Here is an 18,836-nt window from a genome sequence, read left to right as displayed (position 1 = left end):
CGCCAGAGAGGTCCCCATGACTGTGAGCAGAATCCGTACCGTCCTGGGCGGCGCGCTGATCGTGTCCATGACCGCCGTCGGGCTGCTGCCCGCGACGGCGAACGCGACGGCGTCCGTGACGGCGTCCGCGAGTGCACCGACCGTGGTACCCACCGACAAGGGCGCCGTGCGCGGCGCCGTCTCCCAAGGCGTCGAGCGGTTCGTCGGCATCCCCTACGCGGCGGCCCCCACCGGCTCCCTGCGCTGGAAGCCGCCGCGGCCCGCGGCGCGCTGGACCGGTGTCCGGGAGGCCACCGCCTTCGGCAACCCCTGCCCGGTACTGCCCAGCGGCAACGGCCCGCGCAGCGAGACCGAGGACTGCCTCGACATCAACGTGTGGCGGCCGGCGGGAGTGCGGGCCGGCGCGCGGCTTCCCGTGCACGTGTTCATCCACGGCGGTGGCCTGACCAACGGCAGCGGCGCACAGAACGACGAGTCGAAGCTCGTACGGGAGACGGGTGTCATCGGCGTCTCGCTCAACTACCGGCTCGGCGTCTTCGGCTTCCTCGGCCTGCCCGCCCTCACCGAGGAGGGTGGCGAGTCCGGCAACTACGGCTTCATGGACCAGCAGGCCGCGCTGCGCTGGGTGCAGCGCAACATCGCGGCCTTCGGCGGGAACCCCGCCGCGGTCACCATCGACGGCGAGTCCGCGGGCGGCTGGTCCGTCTGCGGACACCTTGTGTCGCCCGGCTCACGCGGTCTGTTCGCCCGCGCGATGATCCAGAGCGGCTCCTGCCCCAGCGAGCCGCAGGACCGGGCAGAGACCACCGGAACGGCGTTCGCCCGGCAGGCGGGCTGTGACGGCACCGACCAGGCGGCCGTCCTCGGCTGTCTGCGGTCGGCCACGGCGGGCGCCCTCCTCGACGCGAGCCGGAGCTTCTCGGCCGCCTTCGTGGACGGGACCCCGACGTTCCCGGTCAACGTCCGCGAGGCGGTGGACAGCGGGCGGTTCGCCCGCGTGCCCCTGCTCGTCGGCGCCAACCGTGACGAGGGCCGCACCTTCGCCCAGGGCTACACGGGGGCGGGCAAGGAGGCCTACCTCGCTTTCGTCCAGGGCGTCGCCGGGGACCGCGCCGGCGAGGTCCTCGCCCGCTACCCCTGGCCCGAGACGTCCGACGCGTACACCGCGGCGTACCTCGTCGGCGCGATCATGACCGACTCGGGGATGATCGGCGGGATCGGCGGGTGCGGGCAACGCTCGCTCGTCCGGACCTTCGAGCGCTACACCCCCACCTACTCTTACGAGTTCGACCACCGGACCGGGCCCGGCCTGACGCAGATACCCGGTTACGTCTGGGGAGCCGGCCACGCCGCGGAACTCGCCTACATCTGGCCCAGCTTCGACAACGGCACACCGATCGCCCCGCTGTTCAACGCCGACGAGCGCCGGCTCGCCCGCGAGATGACGCAGTACTGGGGCGCCTTCACGAAGACCGGCCGACCGCACGTCGCCCGGCAGACCGTCTGGCCCGCGTACCACGGCGGCAAGGGGTTGACGCTGTCGCTGCGGGTGGGGGGCAGGAGTGTCCTGATCGACGACACCCGGTTCTCCGTGGAACACCAGTGCTCGCTCTGGGACACCATGCCGGTCACACGCAGCTTCTGAGGACACGACACGCTCGACGCGACCGATCGCGTCAAGCGCGTGCGTCGCGATCGTGCTGTTGGATTGGTCGCGAGGTGGCTTGGGGAGTCGTCTCGCGGCGCCACCCGCCCGCGACGTGGCGGGAGCCGCGGACTCTTCTCCGCTCGGGGGTGAAGCCGGGGCAGGGCCGTCGGCCCGGTCCACCAGGGGAGTGGGAGAACCGGGCCGTCGGCCGGGGAAGGGCGCTGTCAGACCTTGCCCTGCAGGCGCCAGATCTGGTTCTTCTTGGTGCTCAGGGCGCTCGCCGGGTCGCAGGTCCACTGGTGGATCAGGGCGCCGGGCGACGTGGAGACATCGGAGACGTCCACGCACTTGCCGCTGTGTACGGCGACCAGCTGGTAGTCCTGGCTGTTCCCGAGCGCGGTGACGGGGTTGAGGACGAACATCTGGTTGGTGGCGCCGTTGCAGGTGTACTGGATGACCGCGGCGCCGTCGGCGGTCGAGGCGCCGGAGACGTCGAGGCACTTGCCGCTGAGTTCGTTGACGACGGTGTAGGTGTTGGTGCGGCCGGAGACCGGCTTGAGGTCGAGCATCTGCTGGTAGCCGCCCTCGCAGTTGTACTGCTGGTACTGGGTGCCGTTGGCGGTGCTGAGGTTGGTGTCGTCCAGGCACAGCCCGCTGTTCTCGCTGACGGCGACCGTGGGGACGGTGGTGTCGGACGGCGGCAGCAGGGTGACGGTGTAGCCGTCCTTGGCGTTGCCGAACGGGACGTTGACCGAGGCGGCGTTGTTGCTGACGGTCAGGGTGGTGTCGGAGACCGTCGTCGGTCCGGTGACGGCGGCGCCGTTGTCGTAGGGCACGCGCTGGACGATCGCGCGGACCTGGCTGTTCTCCACCACCGAGGTGGTGTTGAGGCCGGTGAGGTTGACGGTGACGTTGCCCGTGTTGCCGCTGCTGCCGAGCAGGATCTTCGCGTTCTTGGCGGTGTTGTCCTTGGTCGCGAGCCCGTCGGTGCCGGTGCCCGGTATCAGGTTGACGATGTTGCCGGTCTGCGAGCCGTAGTAGCGGTACATGAACCACTCGCCCAGCGGCAGGTACTGCCCGGCGCTGTTCTTGGTGAGCAGGTTGGCCTCGTAGTCGTGGAGGTTCGTGCCCCCTGCCCAGTTGCCGCGCAGTCCGTCGGCGCCGGCCCGCTCCAGACGGCCGATGAACCACGCGCCGCCGCCCGGGGACTGCATGGACAGGGTGGCGTACTCGTTGATCTGGTACGGGCGCGTGTTGACCAGCCCGGCTGCGGCGAGGGTGGAGTTGGCGCGGCCGACGTCGGTGACCGGGTCGCCCGGCTCGTCGTGCCAGCTGTAGATGTCGGGGGCGACGTTGTTGGCCTTGACGTAGTTCAGGTACGTCGTCCACCAGGTGTTGGAGGAGTTCGGCTGGCCCGCGGTGCTGGGGCCGACGATCAGCTGGTTCGGGAAGGCGGCCCGGACCTTGGCGTAGAACCGCGACCACATCTGGAGGTACTGGCTCTGCGAGGCGCCCCAGAAATTGCTGCCGTCGGGCTCGTTCCACAGGTCCCACTCGACGGTCATGTTGTTTGCCTTGACGTCGCCGATGAGCTGGGTGACGAAGTTGTCGAACTGCGTCCAGTCACCGTTGTCGCCGGGCCAGCCCTGGCTCGTGGTGCCGTCGGCGCCCCACAGGTCGTGCGGCAGGATGACGAACGTCCCGCCGAGGGCGGCGGTCCGCTTGTACTGAGCGAGAGTGGAGTTCCAGCGGGTCTGGTAGTCGGCGAGGCTGGTGGCGTAGCCGCCGCTGTTGAGCTGCGCGCCGCCGGCCCGCATGAAGTGCCACTTGATGTCCTTGAAGAAGTGGTCCTGCGGCAGCGACCCGTCCGGGGTCATCCCGTAGATCATGCCGGACGCGTGGTAGGCCGGGGCGCCTCCGGCGGTGGCGAAGTCCACCGTCACGCTCGTGTCGGCGGCGTGCGAGGCGGTGGCGGGCAGCAGGCTCGCCGCGAGCGCCGTCAGGAGGACGGTGGTTCTGAACAGCAGGCGTGGTGATCGGGTGTGCATGTGCGGCTCTCCGAGGGGTTGGGCGGGTCAGTGCTGCTTGTGTGCGAGGGGGGTGATCGAGAGCCGGTCGATGACCGGCGCGTACGGCGACCGCTGGCCGTACGGGTTGTGGGTGCCGCCGTCGAAGTCGGGCAGCTCGTCCGCGGTGAACGTGAGCCGGTTCGTGCCCTTCTTCAAGGTCACCGGGACGGTCAGCTCCCGGAAGTCGTCGAAGTGGAAGGTCGTCGGGAACAGCACCCGGTGGGCCGGGCCGCCGTTCACCGAGAGGTCGGCGTGGCGGACGATCGGGTCGGGGTTGTAGTGCGTGGCGGGTGCCTGTTCGCCGTTGGAGTAGCGGATGGTCACCGCGTGCCGCCCGGACCGCGTGGCGACCACGTCGAGCGTGAGGGCGTTGGCCGTTCCGCCGCCGACATCGGTGACGGCCCGGCCACCGGAGGCGAGCGGATAGGCGTCCGTCACCTTGGCGGCGCCGGTCAGCGCGCCCTCCTCGGCCTGGTAGACCCTGGTGGCCAGGACACCGCTGGACGGCCCGACCCGCAGCCGGTCCAGGACCGGCGCACGCGACGTCCCGGTCACCGTGATCTTGTTGATGCCGCCGGACAGGAACAGGTGGATCCGATCGGTGCCCTTCCGGTCCCCGCCGACCTGGGGCACGTCGAGCGTCTCGCCGTTGAGGGCGACCGTGGCGCGGCCGCCGCCCAGGTGATCCACGGACACGGTCGCTTCCCGGTCCGTGGGGGAGTGGACCCAGAAGGTCGCCGAGTCGCCCTCGGCCAGCGGTACGGCGCCCGGTCCCGAGGCGCCCCGCTGCGTGTAGACGGGCCGGGCGCCGGCCAGCGTCGCGTACTCGGCCTCGTAGACCGCCGGTGCGGTCGCCCGTGCGTCCCGCAGCGCCAGGTCGATCTTGTCGATGATGGCGTCGCCCTTGGTGACACCGAGATCGGGGTCCGCGGCGGCGAGGGTGATGCGGTGCCGGCCGGCGGTCAGCTGCACCCGGGTGTCGGTGTGGCCCCACACGACCCACTGGTAACCGAGGGGCAGCAGCAGTTCCTGTGGCTGCTCGCCGTCGACGCGCAGGAACACGTTGGTCGGCCCCTGCTCCTTCACCAGGTCGTAGAGGTTGTAGGAGTTGGCGAAGACGCTGAGGTCGTACGTGCCGTCCTGCGGGACGTCCACGTCGAAGCCGAGGGCGCCGTCGGAGCCGGTGCGCAGTCCGCCCACGTTGTAGGTACCGGAGGTCGCGAAGCCGCCGACGTTGGAGGGGGTGCCCTCGGGTCCGTTCTTCGAGTAGCCGCCGCCGGTGTAGACGGCGTTCTCCGCCTCGTACGTCCCGCGCCAGCTCACCGAGGGTGTGTCGGGGGCGGCGCCGTGGCCGCCGGGGGAGAGGATGACCTGGTACGCCGACATCTCGTTCATGCCGGTCATGGGGAGGGTTACGCTGCCGTCCGCGCCGACCTTCAGCTCCTCGTCGGCCAGGCGGAGCGGCTGGGCCGAGTCACCGACCTGGCCGGTCCAGGGGATCTCCTGCACGGTGGCGTGCACGGTCTTCCCGAAGAGCCCGGGGTCGATGTTCTCGAAGACGATGTCCGCGTCCCCGCTCTTGCCGCCGAAGAGAGTCCGGGACTGCCGCTTGTCCTCGTCGACGGTGGCCAGGCCCTGGAGGGTGTACTGCTCGTTGGGGTGCGGGGCGGTCACGCGAACGGTGTGACCGGACAGCTGGCCGTAGGCGTTGAACAGCCACCACTGGCCGTTTCCCCGGTTGGCCTCCACGGCCGAGTCGTTGAGGTTGCCGTCGATGTTCCAGTACGCCAGATCGGCGTCGATCTTGGACTCCTCGATGGCGGAGGCCCACTGCACCATCTGGCCGGGGACGGAGAGGTGGTAGTTGTGCCCGTACTCGTTGACGTTGACGGGCAGCGGGCCGATCCCGACGTCCTTCTCCATCTGCCGGTACCTGGCCACGTTCGTGCGGACCGCGGCGGGGCTGGAGAGCTCGTGCCAGGTCATCACGTCCGGGACCACGTCGTTGGCCTTGGCGTACGCCAGGAAGCCCTTGACCTGGTCGTAGAGGACGCTGGTGTTGGGGCCGGCGACGCGGGCGTCCGGATCGAGGTCCTTGATGAGGCGGTAGACCTCTTTCCAGGCCGCGAAGTAGTACTGCGGGTCGTCCAGCCAGGAGACCTTGTTGTAGCTCCACTCTCCCGTCCCGAACATGTTCCCCTCGGGCTCGTTGAAGGGGACGAAGACGACGTGGTCCTTGTAGTCGCCCATGGTCAGGACCTGCCGGACCTGTTTGCGGATCCTCTCCTTGAAGTCGGCGAGCCGCGCCGGACCGTCCGCGCCCGGCCACTGGTAGGGAAAACCGCGGTAGATGTCGGTCATGTAGACGTAGACGTCCCTGCCGCCCGAGTCCACGAAGGACGGCAGGATCTCCAGGGCGTCCGCCCCGGGATGCTGGGGGCCGTCCTGTGCCTTCGTCGACACCGTGCGGACGTGCATGCCTTCGAGGACGTTGCGGCTCGGCACACCGTCGCCGTAGACGCCGTACAGCGAGCCGGACGCACCGCCGTGGAAGGCACCGGTGTCGTCGGCGAGGTCGACGGTGAGCCGCTCGGGTTCCGCCGCACGGACCGTCGTACCGCCGGCCGCGCTTGTTCTGCTGCGGATACGCATGGGTCTGCGGATACGTCGCAACTGAGGTCTCCGTGGGGTGATACGGCCCTGGAATCGAACCGGTTCGATGACCGTGGAGCCGGCTCGGCCTGGAACAGCAAGGTCCGTACCGGGGTCAGTCGAGGGTTTGTGCGGCTGTGTCGAACCGGTTCGCCGGAAGCTAGCACCGCCGGAAAAGGGGCAGCAATACCCGGAGCGCAGAAAGTAGCCGGTTTCCCGGAAGTCCGCGCCAGGCATTGACAGCGGCTTCCGCCGCTCCTAACTTCCCTTCACGCGAACCGGTTCGACAGACGGCTCGCTTTCGAACCGGTTCGACCAAGGAGTGCCGTGAACATCGGTGAGATCGCCAAGCGGGCCGGTGTCTCGCGGAGCACCGTGTCCTACGCTCTGAGCGGCAAGCGCTCGGTCTCCGAGGAGACCCGCCGCAAGATCCAGCAGGTCATCGACGAACTGGGCTACATCCCCAATGCGAGCGCCCGCGCCCTGGCCAACGGCCGGACCAGCACGATCGGTCTGGTCTTCCCGCCAGCCGGCAGCCACTACACCGGCATGCAGCTGGACTTCATCGGCAGCGTGGTGGAGGCCGCGGCGGCCTACGACTACGACGTGCTGCTCTCGCCGAGCGGTGTGGACAGCGACCGCTCGTTCCAGCGACTGCTGGCGGAGCGGCGGGTCGACGGCGCGATCCTCATGGAGATCAGGCTCCAGGACGACCGCGTCGACCATCTCGTGGAAGCCGACTTCCCCGCCGTGTGCATCGGCCGCACCGCACATCCGGAGGGCGACTGGTGGGTCGGACTCGACCACACCGCGCTCGTGGAGGCGTGCGTCCACCACCTCGCCGACCTGGGACACACCCATGTCGCCTTCGTGAACCGGCCCGAGCACCTGCTGCGGTCCGGCTACGAGTCCGCGCACCGGGGCCTCGAAGGATTCAACAAGGCCGCGGCGGAGCGCGGGCTGACCACGCGCACCTACACCTGCGGCGACGACGCCGCCTCCGGCCAGGGGTGCCTGGAGCGGATCCTCCAGGACGACCCGGCCACCACAGGCCTGGTCACCCTCAACGAGGCGGCGCTCGGCGGGCTCTACCGAGGCCTCGCCGTGGCGGGCCGCCATGTGCCGCGCGACTTCTCCGTCACCGGGGTCGTGGCCGGCCGGTGGGCGGAGACGGTGACCCCGCAGCTCACCGCGGCCGACGTGCCGGCCGAGCAGATGGGCCGCCTCGCCGTGGACCTGCTCGTCGAGCGGCTCGATCACCCCGACGCCGCACCGCGCCACCACCTCCTGACCCCGCCCATCTCCCTGCGTGCCAGCACCGGACCCGCCCACGGGCGTACCACCCGCGACTGACACCTGGACCGTTCTTCTCTTCCGGCGGCCGTCGCGACCGGACTGCCGTCCTTCACCGGCGTGCCGTCCTTCACCGGCCCTGCCCGGCCGGGCTCTCTCCACACCCGCAGCTTCGGCACCCCCTTGCCGAAAACACAAAGGAACGCATCATGAACAGACCCACCGGACGGCGGCTGACCGCCGCGGCCCTGACCGTCGTCGCCCTCGCCGCCACGACCACCGCCTGCTCGTCCGGCGGGAACTCGTCCGCGAAGGGCGGCAGCGGCACCTTCACCGTCTGGGACCCCTACCCGCAGTTCACCGCGGGTTCGGCGTGGGCGAAGCTGCTCGACGGCTGCGGCACCGAGGCCGGTGTGAAGATCAAGCGGACCGCGTTCGACACCAGTGACCTGGCGAACAAGGCACTGCTCGCGGCGCAGCAGAACAACTCCCCGGACGTGCTGATCGTCGACAATCCGGTGGTGTCGACCCTGGCGGAGGCGGGAGTCCTCACCACGACGGCCGACAACAAGCTGGACACCTCGAAGGCCGACCCGAACCTGCTCGCGGCCGGTCAGGCGGGCGGCAAGACGTACGGCACGCCGATCGGCGCGAACACCCTCGCCCTGTACTACAACAAGGCGGTGCTGAAGAAGGCCGGGGTGGACATCTCCTCGGTCAAGGACTGGAAGTCGCTGACTGCGGCGCTGGCGAAGGCCAAGGCGGCGGGCAAGAAGGGCATCACCTTCTCCGCGATCGGCACCGAGGAGGGCAGCTTCCAGTTCCTGCCCTGGTTCTGGGGCGCCGGCGCGAACCTCACCGAACTCGACTCCGCGCAAGGCGTGTCGGCCCTGTCCCTGTGGAAGGACTGGCTGGGGAGCGGTTACGCCCCCAACTCGGTCCTCAACAACACCCAGACCACCAGCTGGCAGGAGTTCGCCACCGGCGACTACGCCTTCGCCGAGAACGGTACCTGGCAGCTCGCCAACGCCGAGAAGGCCGGCTTCGACTACGGGGTCCTGCCCATCCCCGGCGCCACCGGCGGCACCGCCGCGGCACCGACCGGCGGGGAGTTCGTCACCGTCCCGGTCCAGGGCGACACGGGCCGCTACGCCACCTCCCGAAAGCTCGTGTCCTGCCTCACCAGCACCCAGAACCTGCTCGAAACCGACACGACCCTCTCCTACGTGGCCCCCACCGCCGCCGTACAGGACAAGCAGGTCGCGTCCGACGCCAAGCTGAAGCCCTGGGTCGAGGCGGTCAAGGCCGCCAAGGGGCGCACCAGCGACGACCTCGGCACCAAGTACCCCAAGATCTCGGAGCAGATGTGGAAGGCGGTGCAGTCCGCTCTCAGCGGCGCCGCGTCACCGAAGAGCGCGCTGGCATCGGCGCAGGCCGCGGTCAAGTGACGTGAGCCCGATGAAGCAGACGACGCATCCGCCGGAGCGTCGGCCGGTGCAGGACGGGGGCCGCACGGCCCCCGCAGGCCCGCGGCCGGACCGTTCCGCACCCCCGCGGCGCCCCCGTTCACCGCAATGGGCGGCCTGGGCCTTCCTCACCCCGGTCACCCTCTACCTCGGCCTCTTCTACGCCTATCCCCTCTACCGCAACCTCGACCTGAGCCTGCGTCACTACACCGTCCGCTCCTTCGTCCAGGGAGACGCGCCCTTCGCGGGCCTCGACAACTACCGCACCGTCTTCGACGACCCCACCTTCGGCCCCGCGCTCACCCACACCGTGGTCTTCACCGCCGTGTGCCTGTTCTTCCAGTACGCCCTCGGACTGGCTCTCGCGGTCTTCTTCAACCAGAACTTCCGGCTCTCGGCGACCCTGCGCGCGCTGTTCCTCGTCCCGTGGCTGCTGCCGCTGATCGTGTCGGCGTCCACCTGGTCGTGGATGCTCAACAGCGACTCCGGAGTCGTCAACGCCGTCCTGCACGCCGTCGGCATCGCGCCGGTGAACTGGCTCACCTCACCGTCGTGGTCCCTGGCCTCGGTGATCATCGCCAACGTCTGGATCGGCATCCCGTTCAACCTGGTCGTGCTGTACAGCGGCCTCCAGTCCATCCCCGCGAGCCTGCACGAGGCGGCCGCGCTGGACGGGGCCGGCGCCTGGCGGCGGTTCTGGCACATCACCTTCCCGCTGCTGCGCCCGGTCTCCGCCGTCACCTTGCTGCTGGGCCTCGTCTACACGCTCAAGGTCTTCGACATCATCTGGATCATGACCAAGGGCGGCCCGGCCGACTCGTCCACCACCTTCGCCACCTGGTCCTACCGGCTCGGCTTCGGCAATCTGCTGCCCGCCTTCGGCCCCGGTGCGGCCGTCGGCAACCTCCTCGTCGCCGCGGCCGTGGTCTTCGGCCTGCTGTATCTGAGGGTCCAGCGGAAGCAGGCACTGTCATGACGCGCCGGTCACCCTGGAAGACCGCCCTTGGCGTCGTCCTCACCGCGCTCATGCTCTTCCCGGTCTACTGGATGCTCAACGTGTCCTTCACCCGGGACCAGGACATGCGCAAGAGCCCACCCGACCTCTTCCCGGTACACGGCACGCTGGAGGGCTACCGGGCCGTCCTCGACGACCAGCTTCCCTACCTCGGCGTCAGTCTCGTGATCGGTCTCGGCACCGTGGTGCTCACCGTGGCCCTGGCCGCGCCCGCCGGCTACGCACTCGCCAAACTGCGCCCGCGCGGCGGCGGCGTGCTCAGCTTCCTCTTCCTGGTCGCCCAGATGATCCCGGGGATCATCATGGCGATGGGCTTCTACGCCATCTACCTCAGCCTCGGCCTGCTCCAGTCCGTGCCAGGGCTGATCGTCGCCGACTCCACGCTGGCCGTGCCCTTCGCCGTGCTGATCTTCACCGCGTTCATGTCCGGCATCCCCGGCGAGCTCCTCCAGGCGGCAAAGACGGACGGCGCCGGCCCCGCGCGCACCTTCTGGTCCATCGTCCTGCCCATGAGCCGCAACGCCATCGTCACGGTGTCGCTGTTCGCGTTCCTGTGGTCCTGGTCCGACTTCGTCTTCGCCAGCACCCTCGACGGCGGCGGCGCCCACGAGCCGATCACCCTCGGCATCTACCACTACATCGGCAACAACAACCAGCAGTGGAACGCCATCATGGCCACCGCCGTCGTCGCCTCCCTGCCCGCGACGGTCATCCTCGTCCTCGCCCAGCGTTACGTCGCCGCAGGCGTGACCGCCGGAGCCGTGAAGGACTGACCGCCGTCACCCGCGTCCCCGTCCAGCTCCGGTGACACCCCCTCTCGAAGAATCGAGTAGTTCTGCATGCCCGACGCCCGGCCCGGCCCGGCCTTCTCCCTCGACGACATCCCGTTCAGTACGCACGGCTCCTGGTTCGGCATCTCGCCCGTACTGGCGGAGAAGCAGCGTTCCGACGACCTTCACCTCGTGTCCCACCAGAACGGCATGCACGCTGTCCTGCAGTTCGTCCCTGTGCATCCCACGTCCCTGCAACGGTACGAGGCCCGCGCGACGGCCATCCCGAGTCTGCTCACCTGGACGACACGCGAGGGACGACAGATCGGTCTCGCCTACGAGTCGCCTCACACCGTACGTGTGCGGGGGACCGGTGCGGGCCTGCGTATCAGCGCGGCGGCGGAGACACTGACACCGTTCTCGGGCACATATTTCTTCCGCGACCCCGTGGACGGAGGGTATGTCTTCACCTCGTACGAGACGGGCCGCCGCTATCGGGTCACCGTGCTGTCCGGGACCGTCGGTGAGGTACGCGGGAGCCAGGCCCTGGGGCGCACCGAACGCGGTCTCACCGTCACCGCGGAGGCGGGCGGTACGTGGGAGGCGGCGATCGAAGAACTCGACACCGCGCGTGCCCCCTACACCACAGGAGCGACGTTCGACGAGGTTGTGGCCACGGCCGAGCGGAGCTTCGCGGGCTTCGTCGACGCGGTGGCACCCTGGCGCTCCGCCGAGACCCCGGCCGCCGAACTCGCCGCGTACGTCCTGTGGTCGGCGACGGTCGAGCCGGCCGGCCTGGTCACCCGGCACGCGACGCTCATGTCCAAGCACTGGATGGACAAGGTCTGGAGCTGGGACCACTGCTTCAACGCCCTTGCCCTGGCACCGGGAGCACCTGCCCTCGCCTGGGACCAGTACCTTCTGCCGTTCGACCACCAGGACGCGAGCGGGGCCCTGCCCGACTCGGTGACCCACTCGGAGGTCCTCTACAACTTCGTCAAGCCGCCCATCCACGGCTGGAGTCTGGGCCGGTTGCGACGACGGCTTCCCCGACCCCCCGGCCGCACCGAACTGGCCGACACCTACGAGAAGCTGACGCGCTGGACGACATTCTGGCTCTCCGCACGCCGCGCACCCCGCGCCACCCTGCCCCACTACCAGCACGGCAACGACAGCGGCTGGGACAACGCGACCACCTTCGATCCGGAACGCGTCGTGGTCACCGCCGATCTCGCGGCATTCCTCGCGCTTCAACTCCGCGAACTCGCGGCCCTCGCGACAGAACTCGGCCGGGCGGACGACGCCGTTGAGTGGACCGGTGCCGCGGAGACGGTCCAGGCGGCCATGCTCGACGAGCTCTGGACAGGAGAGCGCTTCGTCGCGCGCGGCGCCGACAGCGGTGACACCTGGGTGAGCTCCAGCCTGCTCGACCTGATGCCCATCGCTCTCGGCGAGTACCTGCCGGATGACGTTGCCAAGAGCCTGGCCGCGCGGATCGAGACCCACCTGACCCCGTACGGACTGGCCACCGAACTGCCCACCTCGCCGCACTACCGCCCGGACGGCTACTGGCGCGGACCGATCTGGGCCCCCGCCACCGTCCTGATCGAGGACGGCCTGCGCCGCAGTGGCCACCACCGGCTCGCCGACGAGATCGGCGCCCGCTTCCGGGCCCTGTGTGAGACGCACGGTTTCGCGGAGAACTTCGACGCCCTGACCGGCACAGGCCTGAGAGACCGCGCGTACACCTGGACCGCCGCAGCGTACCTTCTGCTCGCCGAGGGCCACACACGCCGGGAGACCCCGGCCGATTAGCTGATCATTTCGGAATGCGGTGCGTGGTGGCCTCGAACGGAGCCAATTGCGTCCCGGCGGAGGTGTCGATGACTTTGAGATCGTCAGTCAGGACGCGCGCTCCGAAGTCGAACCACACATGGCAGTTCGGGCACAGGCGCAAGAGGTTCTCCGTGGTGTCAGGGAGTCCCGCACGATCGCCAGGATCTTGCGGTGGTCGCCGGGCAACGCGTCCTCGTCGGCCGCGTCGCTGCGGCGCGGTGCGGGATGAGCAGCACCGCCCCGTCCGGCCACCGTCGCGGATACCGGAGCTACTGCTTCGGCGTCGGCCCGGGCCTACACGGCCAAGCGGTTCAGCACTCCTTCCGCGATCGCCAGTTCGTCCCGCTCGGCGAGTGGTGATCCACAGCCGCTCCTGCGTCTCCGCAGCCCCCGATCTCATCGCGTGCCGACCTGCCGGCGGATCGCGGGCGGGGGTCGGTCGCGGGCGCAGCCGAACCCGGCAGACCACCGGAACGGGACCTGACCGATAGGTACTTGGCAAGCGTAAGGTCAGGACTTCCAGCGGACCGGCAGTTGACGTGGGCCGCGGATGAGCATGCCGTGGCGCCACGTCAGGGCGGCCGGGTGGGCGTCGAGGGCGAGGTCGGGGAAGCGCTCCAGCAGGGCCCGGATCGCGATCCGGGCCTCCATGCGGGCGAGCGGCGCTCCGAGGCAGTAATGGATGCCGTGGCCGAAGGCGACATGACCGCCCGCGGGCCGCCGGACGTCGAAGCGGCCCGGGTCGGGGAAGCGGGCCGGGTCGTGGTTCGCGTCCGCCAGAGCCACGAGGACCAGTTCACCACCGCCGGGGATGTCCGTGGCGCCGATCTTGACCGGCTCGGTGGTGAACCTGAACGTCGGCGTCTCCACCGGCCCGTCGTAGCGCAGCATCTCCTCCACTGCGTTGTCCATCAGCGTCATGTCCTCGCGAAGCGCGGCGAGTTGGTCGGGATGGGTCAGCAGCGCCAGCACGCCGTTGGAGATCAGGTTGACGGTGGTCTCATGTCCCGCGACCAGCAGCAGCCAGGCGGTGCCCCGCAGTTCGTCCTCGGAGAGCCGGTCGCCGTCCTCGTCGGTCGCCCGGATCAGTGCGCTCATCAGGTCCTGACCCGGCGTCAGGCGCTTGCGCTCCAGTAACTCGGCGAGGTAGGTGGCCGCCTCACCGGTCGCCGCCAGCCGCGCGTCCGGGTCCGGGTCGGTGAGTATCGTGCCGGTCCAGGCGCGGAACGCGGCCCTGTCCAGCATCGGGACGCCGAGCAGCTCGCAGATCACCGAGATGGGCAGCGGGAACGAGAGTGCCTCGACCAGATCGGCCCGCCCTTCCGGAAGCGCCGTCATCGCGTCGAGCAACTCGTCGGTGATCTGCCGCACGCGTGGGGCGAGCTGCTCGATCCGGCGGGGAGTGAACTCGCGGACGACCAGCTTGCGCAGCCGCTCATGGTCCGGTGGGTCGGAGTTGAGCATGTGTGGCCCCGCAGATGGACTGGGGAGCGGAAAGGAGGGTGAGGCGTTCTTCCACTGCTTGGACAACCGCGGATCCACGAGCGCGGCCCGGCCGGCCTCGTACCCGACGACGAGCCAGGCCTCCGTACCCTCCGGGATCCGTACCTTGTGCACAGGGCCGCGCTCACGCAGCGCCGCGTAAACCGGATACGGATCGCGGACGAAGTCCTCGCCCATCGCCACCAGATCGATCACCTCGGCCGGCATCGCCCACCCCGTCTCCCGGTTCGCTTCGACGCTAGCAGTGGGCGGCGCTTCGGCGAAGGACGCATCCAGCCGCACCGGGCGGGAAACAATCGGTACGACGCGGACGACGAAGAGGAGCACGCCGACCGCGATGAGCGTGAAGATCACGGCGGCAGCGGGATGAGAGTGCCGATCCCCTCGCGGCATGGGGAGTTCCGGCCAGCCGGGTGACCCTTGTACCCGGAGCCATCCTTGCGTCATCACGACCGTATCGTCGGTGGTCAACTCATCCCTCGGACACCAACACTGGCGATCCGGTGATGAGGGAGCGAGCTCCCGGATCCGCTGGGCGTCGAGCGGAGCTGGTCTCCGCGGTGATCGCTGCGGAGCCCGCGAGGGCGAGCGCACATGGCAGGGCCCGGCGCGGGGTCGGTACGGCCGACGCCGGAACTCCGACCGGGAAGTGACACCTGAGGACAGACATGACCGTCTTGGCCGAGGTCGTCGAGCGGGCGCACGGAGGGCGGCATCGGCGCGGCCCTGGTGCTGCTCCTGCTGGCGCTGCTCTCCCTGGGTGTGCCGTGGTACCTGGCGAAGAGGAAGAGCCTTGGCGTGGGAATCGGGGTGAGCCTGATCCCGCTCGGCCTCACGCCGGCGTCCATCGGCACGCTGCTCTCCGGGATCGGGTTCGGCTGACACGTCGGCACCGGCGACCAGTCGGCCCCCGAAACGCGAAACACCCCAAGGTCGAACGTGGACAGCTGAACGTGTCCGGGTCCCGGCCGGGGTTTTCCGTTCCGGGGTGATCCGGTTGCTTCTCGATATCGCGACGCCTGGTTTACTCTTCAACTATAAGGGTCGTCGTGAGGAGGCCGCGCCATGACGGAACTCGGCCTGGATGACACGGTCGGCATCCTGCGGCAGCCCGGTGTGCGGGCGCGACACAGCAGCTCAGGGCTCGGATGGGAGCGGCTGTACCTCTCCGCGCAGGTGGAGCAGCCCTACCGCGCGGCGTTCGATCCGGCCCCCACCCATGTGCTGATCCTGCACCTCAGCGGCCCCGTCACCGTACGGCGGGGGCAGGGTGGGGACAGGCGGTCACGGACGATTCCGGCCGGTGGGCTCTTCCTGCAGCCGGCCGGCCGGAGGCTCGCCGTCGAGCTCCGCGGGCGGCTGGACACGATCCACGCCTACCTCACGGACGACGCTCTGCGCGAGGCGAACGGTGGCCGGCCCGTGGAGCTGACCGAGGAGCTCGGGGCCAGCGATCCACTCGCCGAGCAGCTCATGCTCGCGCTGGAGGGCACGCTCCGCTCCTGGGAACCATCGGCCCGCACGTACATCGACCAGCTGACCGGGATGCTCGCCGCGCAGCTCGTACGCCGTCATGGCGTCGGAACGACCACACCCCCGCCCGTCCGGTCCGGCCTGTCCGACCGGCAGCTCGCCGCCGTCCGAGAGCTCATGGAGCAGCGCCTCGCCGAGCCGCTGCCGATCGCGGACCTCGCCGCCTCGGCCGCGCTGAGTTCGAGCCAGTTCACTCGGGGGTTCCGGGCGAGCACCGGCCAGTCGCCGCACCAGTTCCTGCTCCGCCTGCGGCTGGACGCCGCGTGCCGGCTGCTGCGCACCGGCTCCACCCCGATCGCGGAGGTGGCCGCCGCCTGCGGGTTCTCCCACCAGGAGCACCTCACCCGGGTGATGCGCGCCCGGCTGGGCACCACCCCGGCCGCGCTGCGCCGGTCCGGCTGAGGAGCCCTCACGGTCACGGCTCAGCGTTCCAGCACCAGGGCCAGTGCCTGGCCCACCCCGATGCACAGCGCCGCCAGGCCCGTGCCGCTGCCCGCGGCGGCCAGCTGGTGTGCCACAGCTCCCGTGATACGGGCGCCCGACGCACCGAGCGGGTGACCGATGGCGATGGCGCCGCCGCGCGGGTTCACCACCTCCGGGTCGAGTTCCGGCAGCGCGGCCAGGCAGGCCAGCGCCTGGGCCGCGTAGGCCTCGTTCAGCTCGACCGTGTGCAGATCGCCGGGGGCCACCGCCGCCTTGGCCAGCACCTTGCGGATGGCGTCGACCGGGCCGAGTCCGAAGTACTGCGGTTCGATGCCCGTCACCGCCGCCGCCCGGATCCGGGCCAGGGGCTCGCGCCCGATCGCCGCGAGGCCGTCCGCGTCGGCGAGCAGCAGCGCGGCCGCCCCGTCGTTGAGCGGGGAGGCGTTGCCGGCCGTGATCGTGCCGTCCGCCGTGAAGGCCGGCTTGAGCCGGGCGAGCGCCTCCAGCGAGGTGTCGTCCCGGATGCCTTCGTCGCGGTCCAGGGCCACCCCCTCGACGGGCACGACCTCTCCCGCGTACCTGCCCTCGTGCCAGGCGCGGGCGGCGTTGCGGTGGCTGGCCAGGGCGAACTCGTCCTGAGCGGCTCGGGTGACGGCGTACTTGGCGCCGACGAGCTCGGCGCTCTCGCCGAGCGGGATCGTCCACTCCGCGGGCATCCGCGGGTTCACCATCCGCCAGCCGAGCGTCGTCGAGTACAGCTGCTGATCCTTCACAGGGAAGGCCCGCTCCGGCTTCGGCAGCACCCAGGGCGCGCGGCTCATCGACTCGACACCGCCCGCCACCGCGATGGACGCGTCGCCGAGCGCGATGGCGCGGGCCGCCTGGATGACGGCCTCCATACCGGATCCGCAGAGCCGGTTGACCGTGGCGCCGGGCACGGTGACCGGGAGTCCGGCGAGCAGGACGGCCATGCGGGCGACATCGCGGTTCTCCTCGCCCGCGCCGTTGGCGTTGCCGAGCAGCACATCGTCGATGCGGGCGGGGTCCAGGCCGGGGCTGCGGCCCACCAGGGCGCGCAGCACTCCGGCGGCGAGGTCGTCCGGTCGTACGCCGGCCAGGGCACCGCCGTAGCGGCCGACGGGGGTACGGACGGCGTCGACGACGTACACGTCACGGGGTTGCTCGATCATGGGTTGCTCCCGGCAACTTGCTCATGAGGGATGGCCAGGGGTGCGTGGGCCGCTACCTGGGCGGCGGTCACGCCCGGTGCGGTCTCGACCAGGTCGAGACCGTGCGGGGTCACGTCGAGGACGCACAGGTCGGTGATGATCCGGTCCACGCAGCCACGGCCCGTGAGCGGCAGGGTGCACTCCTGGACGATCTTGGAATTGCCGTCCTTCGTCAGGTGCTCCATGAGCACGACGACCCGGCCGACGCCGTGGACGAGGTCCATCGCACCGCCCATCCCCTTGATCATCTTCCCGGGGACCGCCCAGTTGGCGAGGTCCCCGCGGACCGAGACCTGGAGTGCGCCCAGGACGGCGGTGTCGATGTGGCCGCCGCGGATCATGCCGAAGGAGAGCGAGGAGTCGAAGAACGACGCTCCCGGCCGTACGGTCACGGTCTCCTTGCCCGCGTTGATGAGGTCGGCGTCGACCTCGTCGGGCGCCGGGTACGGACCGACGCCGAGCAGCCCGTTCTCCGAGTGCAGGACGACACCGAGCAGCCCGTTCTCCGAGTGCAGGACGACACCGACGTCCGGCGGCAGGAAGTCGGCCACCCGGGTGGGCAGCCCGATGCCCAGGTTGACGTAGTCGCCGTCTTTCAGCTCGCTCGCGGCGCGCGCCGCCATCTCGTCCCTGCTCCGGCTCATCGCTCGCGCACCGTCCTCTTCTCGATTCCCTTGTCGGCCGCCTGCTCGGGGGTCAGCGCCACGACAAGCTGCACGAACACCCCGGCAGATGGATCTCGTCGGGGTCCAGAACGCCCGGCTCGACCAGCTCCTCCACCTCGGCGATCGTGACGCGCCCGGCCATGGCGGCCGGCGGGTTGAAGTTGCGCGCCGGGCGGCGGAAGACGAGGTTGCCGTGGCGGTCCCCGCGCGCCGCTCTGACCAGCGCGTAGTCCGTGGTGATGGCGTATTCCAGGATGTGGTCCACGCCGTCGAAGCTGCGGACCTCCTTGGGCGGCGAAGCCACGGCCACGGACCCGTCCGCGGCGTAGCGCCACGGCAGTCCGCCCTCGGCGACCTGGGTGCCGACGCCGGCCGGGGTGTAGAAGGCCGGGATCCCGGCGCCGCCCGCCCGCAGCCGCTCGGCGAGCGTGCCCTGCGGCGTCAGCTCCACCTCCAGCTCGCCCGCCAGGTACTGGCGGGCGAACTCCTTGTTCTCGCCGATGTACGACCCCGTGACCCGGGCGATGCGGCCCGCGGCCAGCAGGATGCCGAGGCCACGGTGTCGACGCCGCAGTTGTTCGACACGATGGCAAGGCCGCTCGCCCCGCTCTCGTGCAGGGCGCCGATGAGCACCTCGGGCACGCCGCTCAGCCCGAAACCGCCGACGGCGAACGACCGTCCGTCCGTCACGTCCGCCAGGGCCTGCGCGGCCGTGGCCACCACCTTGTCCATCT

Annotated in this window: 13 protein-coding genes and 1 pseudogene; 8 read left to right on the top strand and 6 right to left on the bottom strand. The window is 70.2% G+C overall.

Annotated elements, in window-relative coordinates:
* The first annotated feature begins 16 nt into the window (after positions 1-16).
* The gene (locus EDD90_RS07075) at positions 17-1,645 is read left to right on the top strand and encodes a carboxylesterase/lipase family protein (protein ID WP_260327685.1); all 1,629 of its coding nucleotides are present in this window, start codon (positions 17-19) and stop codon (positions 1,643-1,645) included.
* 227 nt (positions 1,646-1,872) lie between these two features.
* Here the strand turns inward: EDD90_RS07075 and EDD90_RS07070 are convergent, their stop codons facing one another.
* Entirely contained in the window at positions 1,873-3,696 is a 1,824-nt protein-coding gene (locus EDD90_RS07070) for an RICIN domain-containing protein (RefSeq protein ID WP_123972277.1), read from the bottom strand.
* 27 nt (positions 3,697-3,723) lie between these two features.
* A complete protein-coding gene (locus EDD90_RS07065; protein ID WP_123972276.1) occupies positions 3,724-6,369 on the bottom strand; it encodes a cellulosome protein in 2,646 nt (881 codons plus the stop codon).
* 327 nt (positions 6,370-6,696) lie between these two features.
* On the opposite strand from EDD90_RS07065, the gene EDD90_RS07060 reads away from it, so the two are divergent.
* From EDD90_RS07060 to EDD90_RS07040, 5 genes are all read left to right on the top strand, one after another.
* Positions 6,697-7,722 carry a LacI family DNA-binding transcriptional regulator gene (locus EDD90_RS07060; RefSeq protein ID WP_123972275.1) on the top strand — a complete coding sequence of 342 codons (1,026 nt, stop codon included), beginning with the start codon at positions 6,697-6,699 and terminating at the stop codon, positions 7,720-7,722.
* Between the two features lie 149 nt (positions 7,723-7,871).
* The gene (locus tag EDD90_RS07055; RefSeq protein ID WP_123972274.1) at positions 7,872-9,110 is read left to right on the top strand and encodes an extracellular solute-binding protein; all 1,239 of its coding nucleotides are present in this window, start codon (positions 7,872-7,874) and stop codon (positions 9,108-9,110) included.
* A 10-nt stretch (positions 9,111-9,120) separates the two neighbouring features.
* Positions 9,121-10,104 carry a carbohydrate ABC transporter permease gene (locus EDD90_RS07050; RefSeq protein WP_123972273.1) on the top strand — a complete coding sequence of 328 codons (984 nt, stop codon included), beginning with the start codon at positions 9,121-9,123 and terminating at the stop codon, positions 10,102-10,104.
* The gene (locus EDD90_RS07045; protein WP_123972272.1) at positions 10,101-10,916 is read left to right on the top strand and encodes a carbohydrate ABC transporter permease; all 816 of its coding nucleotides are present in this window, start codon (positions 10,101-10,103) and stop codon (positions 10,914-10,916) included. Before EDD90_RS07050 ends, EDD90_RS07045 begins: the two co-directional genes overlap by 4 nt.
* A 66-nt stretch (positions 10,917-10,982) precedes the next feature.
* Positions 10,983-12,728: an amylo-alpha-1,6-glucosidase gene (locus tag EDD90_RS07040; RefSeq protein ID WP_123972271.1), complete on the top strand. Its 1,746-nt coding sequence runs from the start codon at positions 10,983-10,985 to the stop codon at positions 12,726-12,728.
* 531 nt (positions 12,729-13,259) lie between these two features.
* Here the strand turns inward: EDD90_RS07040 and EDD90_RS07030 are convergent.
* Positions 13,260-14,459, bottom strand: a complete 1,200-nt coding sequence (locus EDD90_RS07030; protein ID WP_123980980.1) for a cytochrome P450 — start codon at positions 14,457-14,459, stop codon at positions 13,260-13,262.
* A 522-nt stretch (positions 14,460-14,981) separates the two neighbouring features.
* Here EDD90_RS07030 and EDD90_RS55150 point away from each other — a divergent pair.
* Together EDD90_RS55150 and EDD90_RS07025 are read left to right on the top strand one after the other, a co-directional pair.
* Positions 14,982-15,134 carry a hypothetical protein gene (locus EDD90_RS55150; protein ID WP_185148965.1) on the top strand — a complete coding sequence of 51 codons (153 nt, stop codon included), beginning with the start codon at positions 14,982-14,984 and terminating at the stop codon, positions 15,132-15,134.
* Positions 15,135-15,317: 183 nt separating this feature from the next.
* Positions 15,318-16,187, top strand: coding sequence for a helix-turn-helix domain-containing protein (locus EDD90_RS07025; RefSeq protein ID WP_123972269.1), 870 nt, complete (start codon positions 15,318-15,320; stop codon positions 16,185-16,187).
* Between the two features lie 20 nt (positions 16,188-16,207).
* On the opposite strand, the gene EDD90_RS07020 is transcribed toward EDD90_RS07025, so the two are convergent.
* From EDD90_RS07020 to EDD90_RS07010, 3 genes and pseudogenes are all read right to left on the bottom strand, one after another.
* Entirely contained in the window at positions 16,208-17,398 is a 1,191-nt protein-coding gene (locus EDD90_RS07020) for an acetyl-CoA C-acyltransferase (protein ID WP_123972268.1), read from the bottom strand.
* Positions 17,395-18,081, bottom strand: a complete 687-nt coding sequence (locus EDD90_RS07015; protein WP_123972267.1) for a 3-oxoacid CoA-transferase subunit B — start codon at positions 18,079-18,081, stop codon at positions 17,395-17,397. Before EDD90_RS07015 ends, EDD90_RS07020 begins: the two co-directional genes overlap by 4 nt.
* Positions 18,078-18,834: pseudogene (locus EDD90_RS07010) on the bottom strand (CoA transferase subunit A). The gene EDD90_RS07015 and the pseudogene EDD90_RS07010 overlap by 4 nt, the downstream one beginning before the upstream one ends.
* Between the last annotated feature and the right edge of the window lie 2 nt (positions 18,835-18,836).

The organism is Streptomyces sp. Ag109_O5-1 (genome assembly GCF_003814875.1).
In the GTDB taxonomy this organism is placed as follows: Bacteria; Actinomycetota; Actinomycetes; order Streptomycetales; family Streptomycetaceae; genus Streptomyces; species Streptomyces sasae.
This window is presented reverse-complemented; position numbering and strand designations above follow the sequence as displayed.

Bases quoted from the DNA above. Each gene is read 5' to 3' on its own strand.
- EDD90_RS07075 (WP_260327685.1), top strand. From the start codon at position 17: ATGACTGTGAGCAGAATCCGTACCGTCCTGGGCGGCGCGCTGATCGTG.
- EDD90_RS07070 (WP_123972277.1), bottom strand. From the start codon at position 3,696: ATGCACACCCGATCACCACGCCTGCTGTTCAGAACCACCGTCCTCCTG.
- EDD90_RS07065 (WP_123972276.1), bottom strand. From the start codon at position 6,369: ATGCGTATCCGCAGCAGAACAAGCGCGGCCGGCGGTACGACGGTCCGT.
- EDD90_RS07055 (WP_123972274.1), top strand. From the start codon at position 7,872: ATGAACAGACCCACCGGACGGCGGCTGACCGCCGCGGCCCTGACCGTC.
- EDD90_RS07050 (WP_123972273.1), top strand. From the start codon at position 9,121: ATGAAGCAGACGACGCATCCGCCGGAGCGTCGGCCGGTGCAGGACGGG.
- EDD90_RS07045 (WP_123972272.1), top strand. From the start codon at position 10,101: ATGACGCGCCGGTCACCCTGGAAGACCGCCCTTGGCGTCGTCCTCACC.
- EDD90_RS07040 (WP_123972271.1), top strand. From the start codon at position 10,983: ATGCCCGACGCCCGGCCCGGCCCGGCCTTCTCCCTCGACGACATCCCG.
- EDD90_RS07030 (WP_123980980.1), bottom strand. From the start codon at position 14,459: ATGCCGGCCGAGGTGATCGATCTGGTGGCGATGGGCGAGGACTTCGTC.
- EDD90_RS07025 (WP_123972269.1), top strand. From the start codon at position 15,318: ATGACGGAACTCGGCCTGGATGACACGGTCGGCATCCTGCGGCAGCCC.
- EDD90_RS07020 (WP_123972268.1), bottom strand. From the start codon at position 17,398: ATGATCGAGCAACCCCGTGACGTGTACGTCGTCGACGCCGTCCGTACC.
- EDD90_RS07015 (WP_123972267.1), bottom strand. From the start codon at position 18,081: ATGAGCCGGAGCAGGGACGAGATGGCGGCGCGCGCCGCGAGCGAGCTG.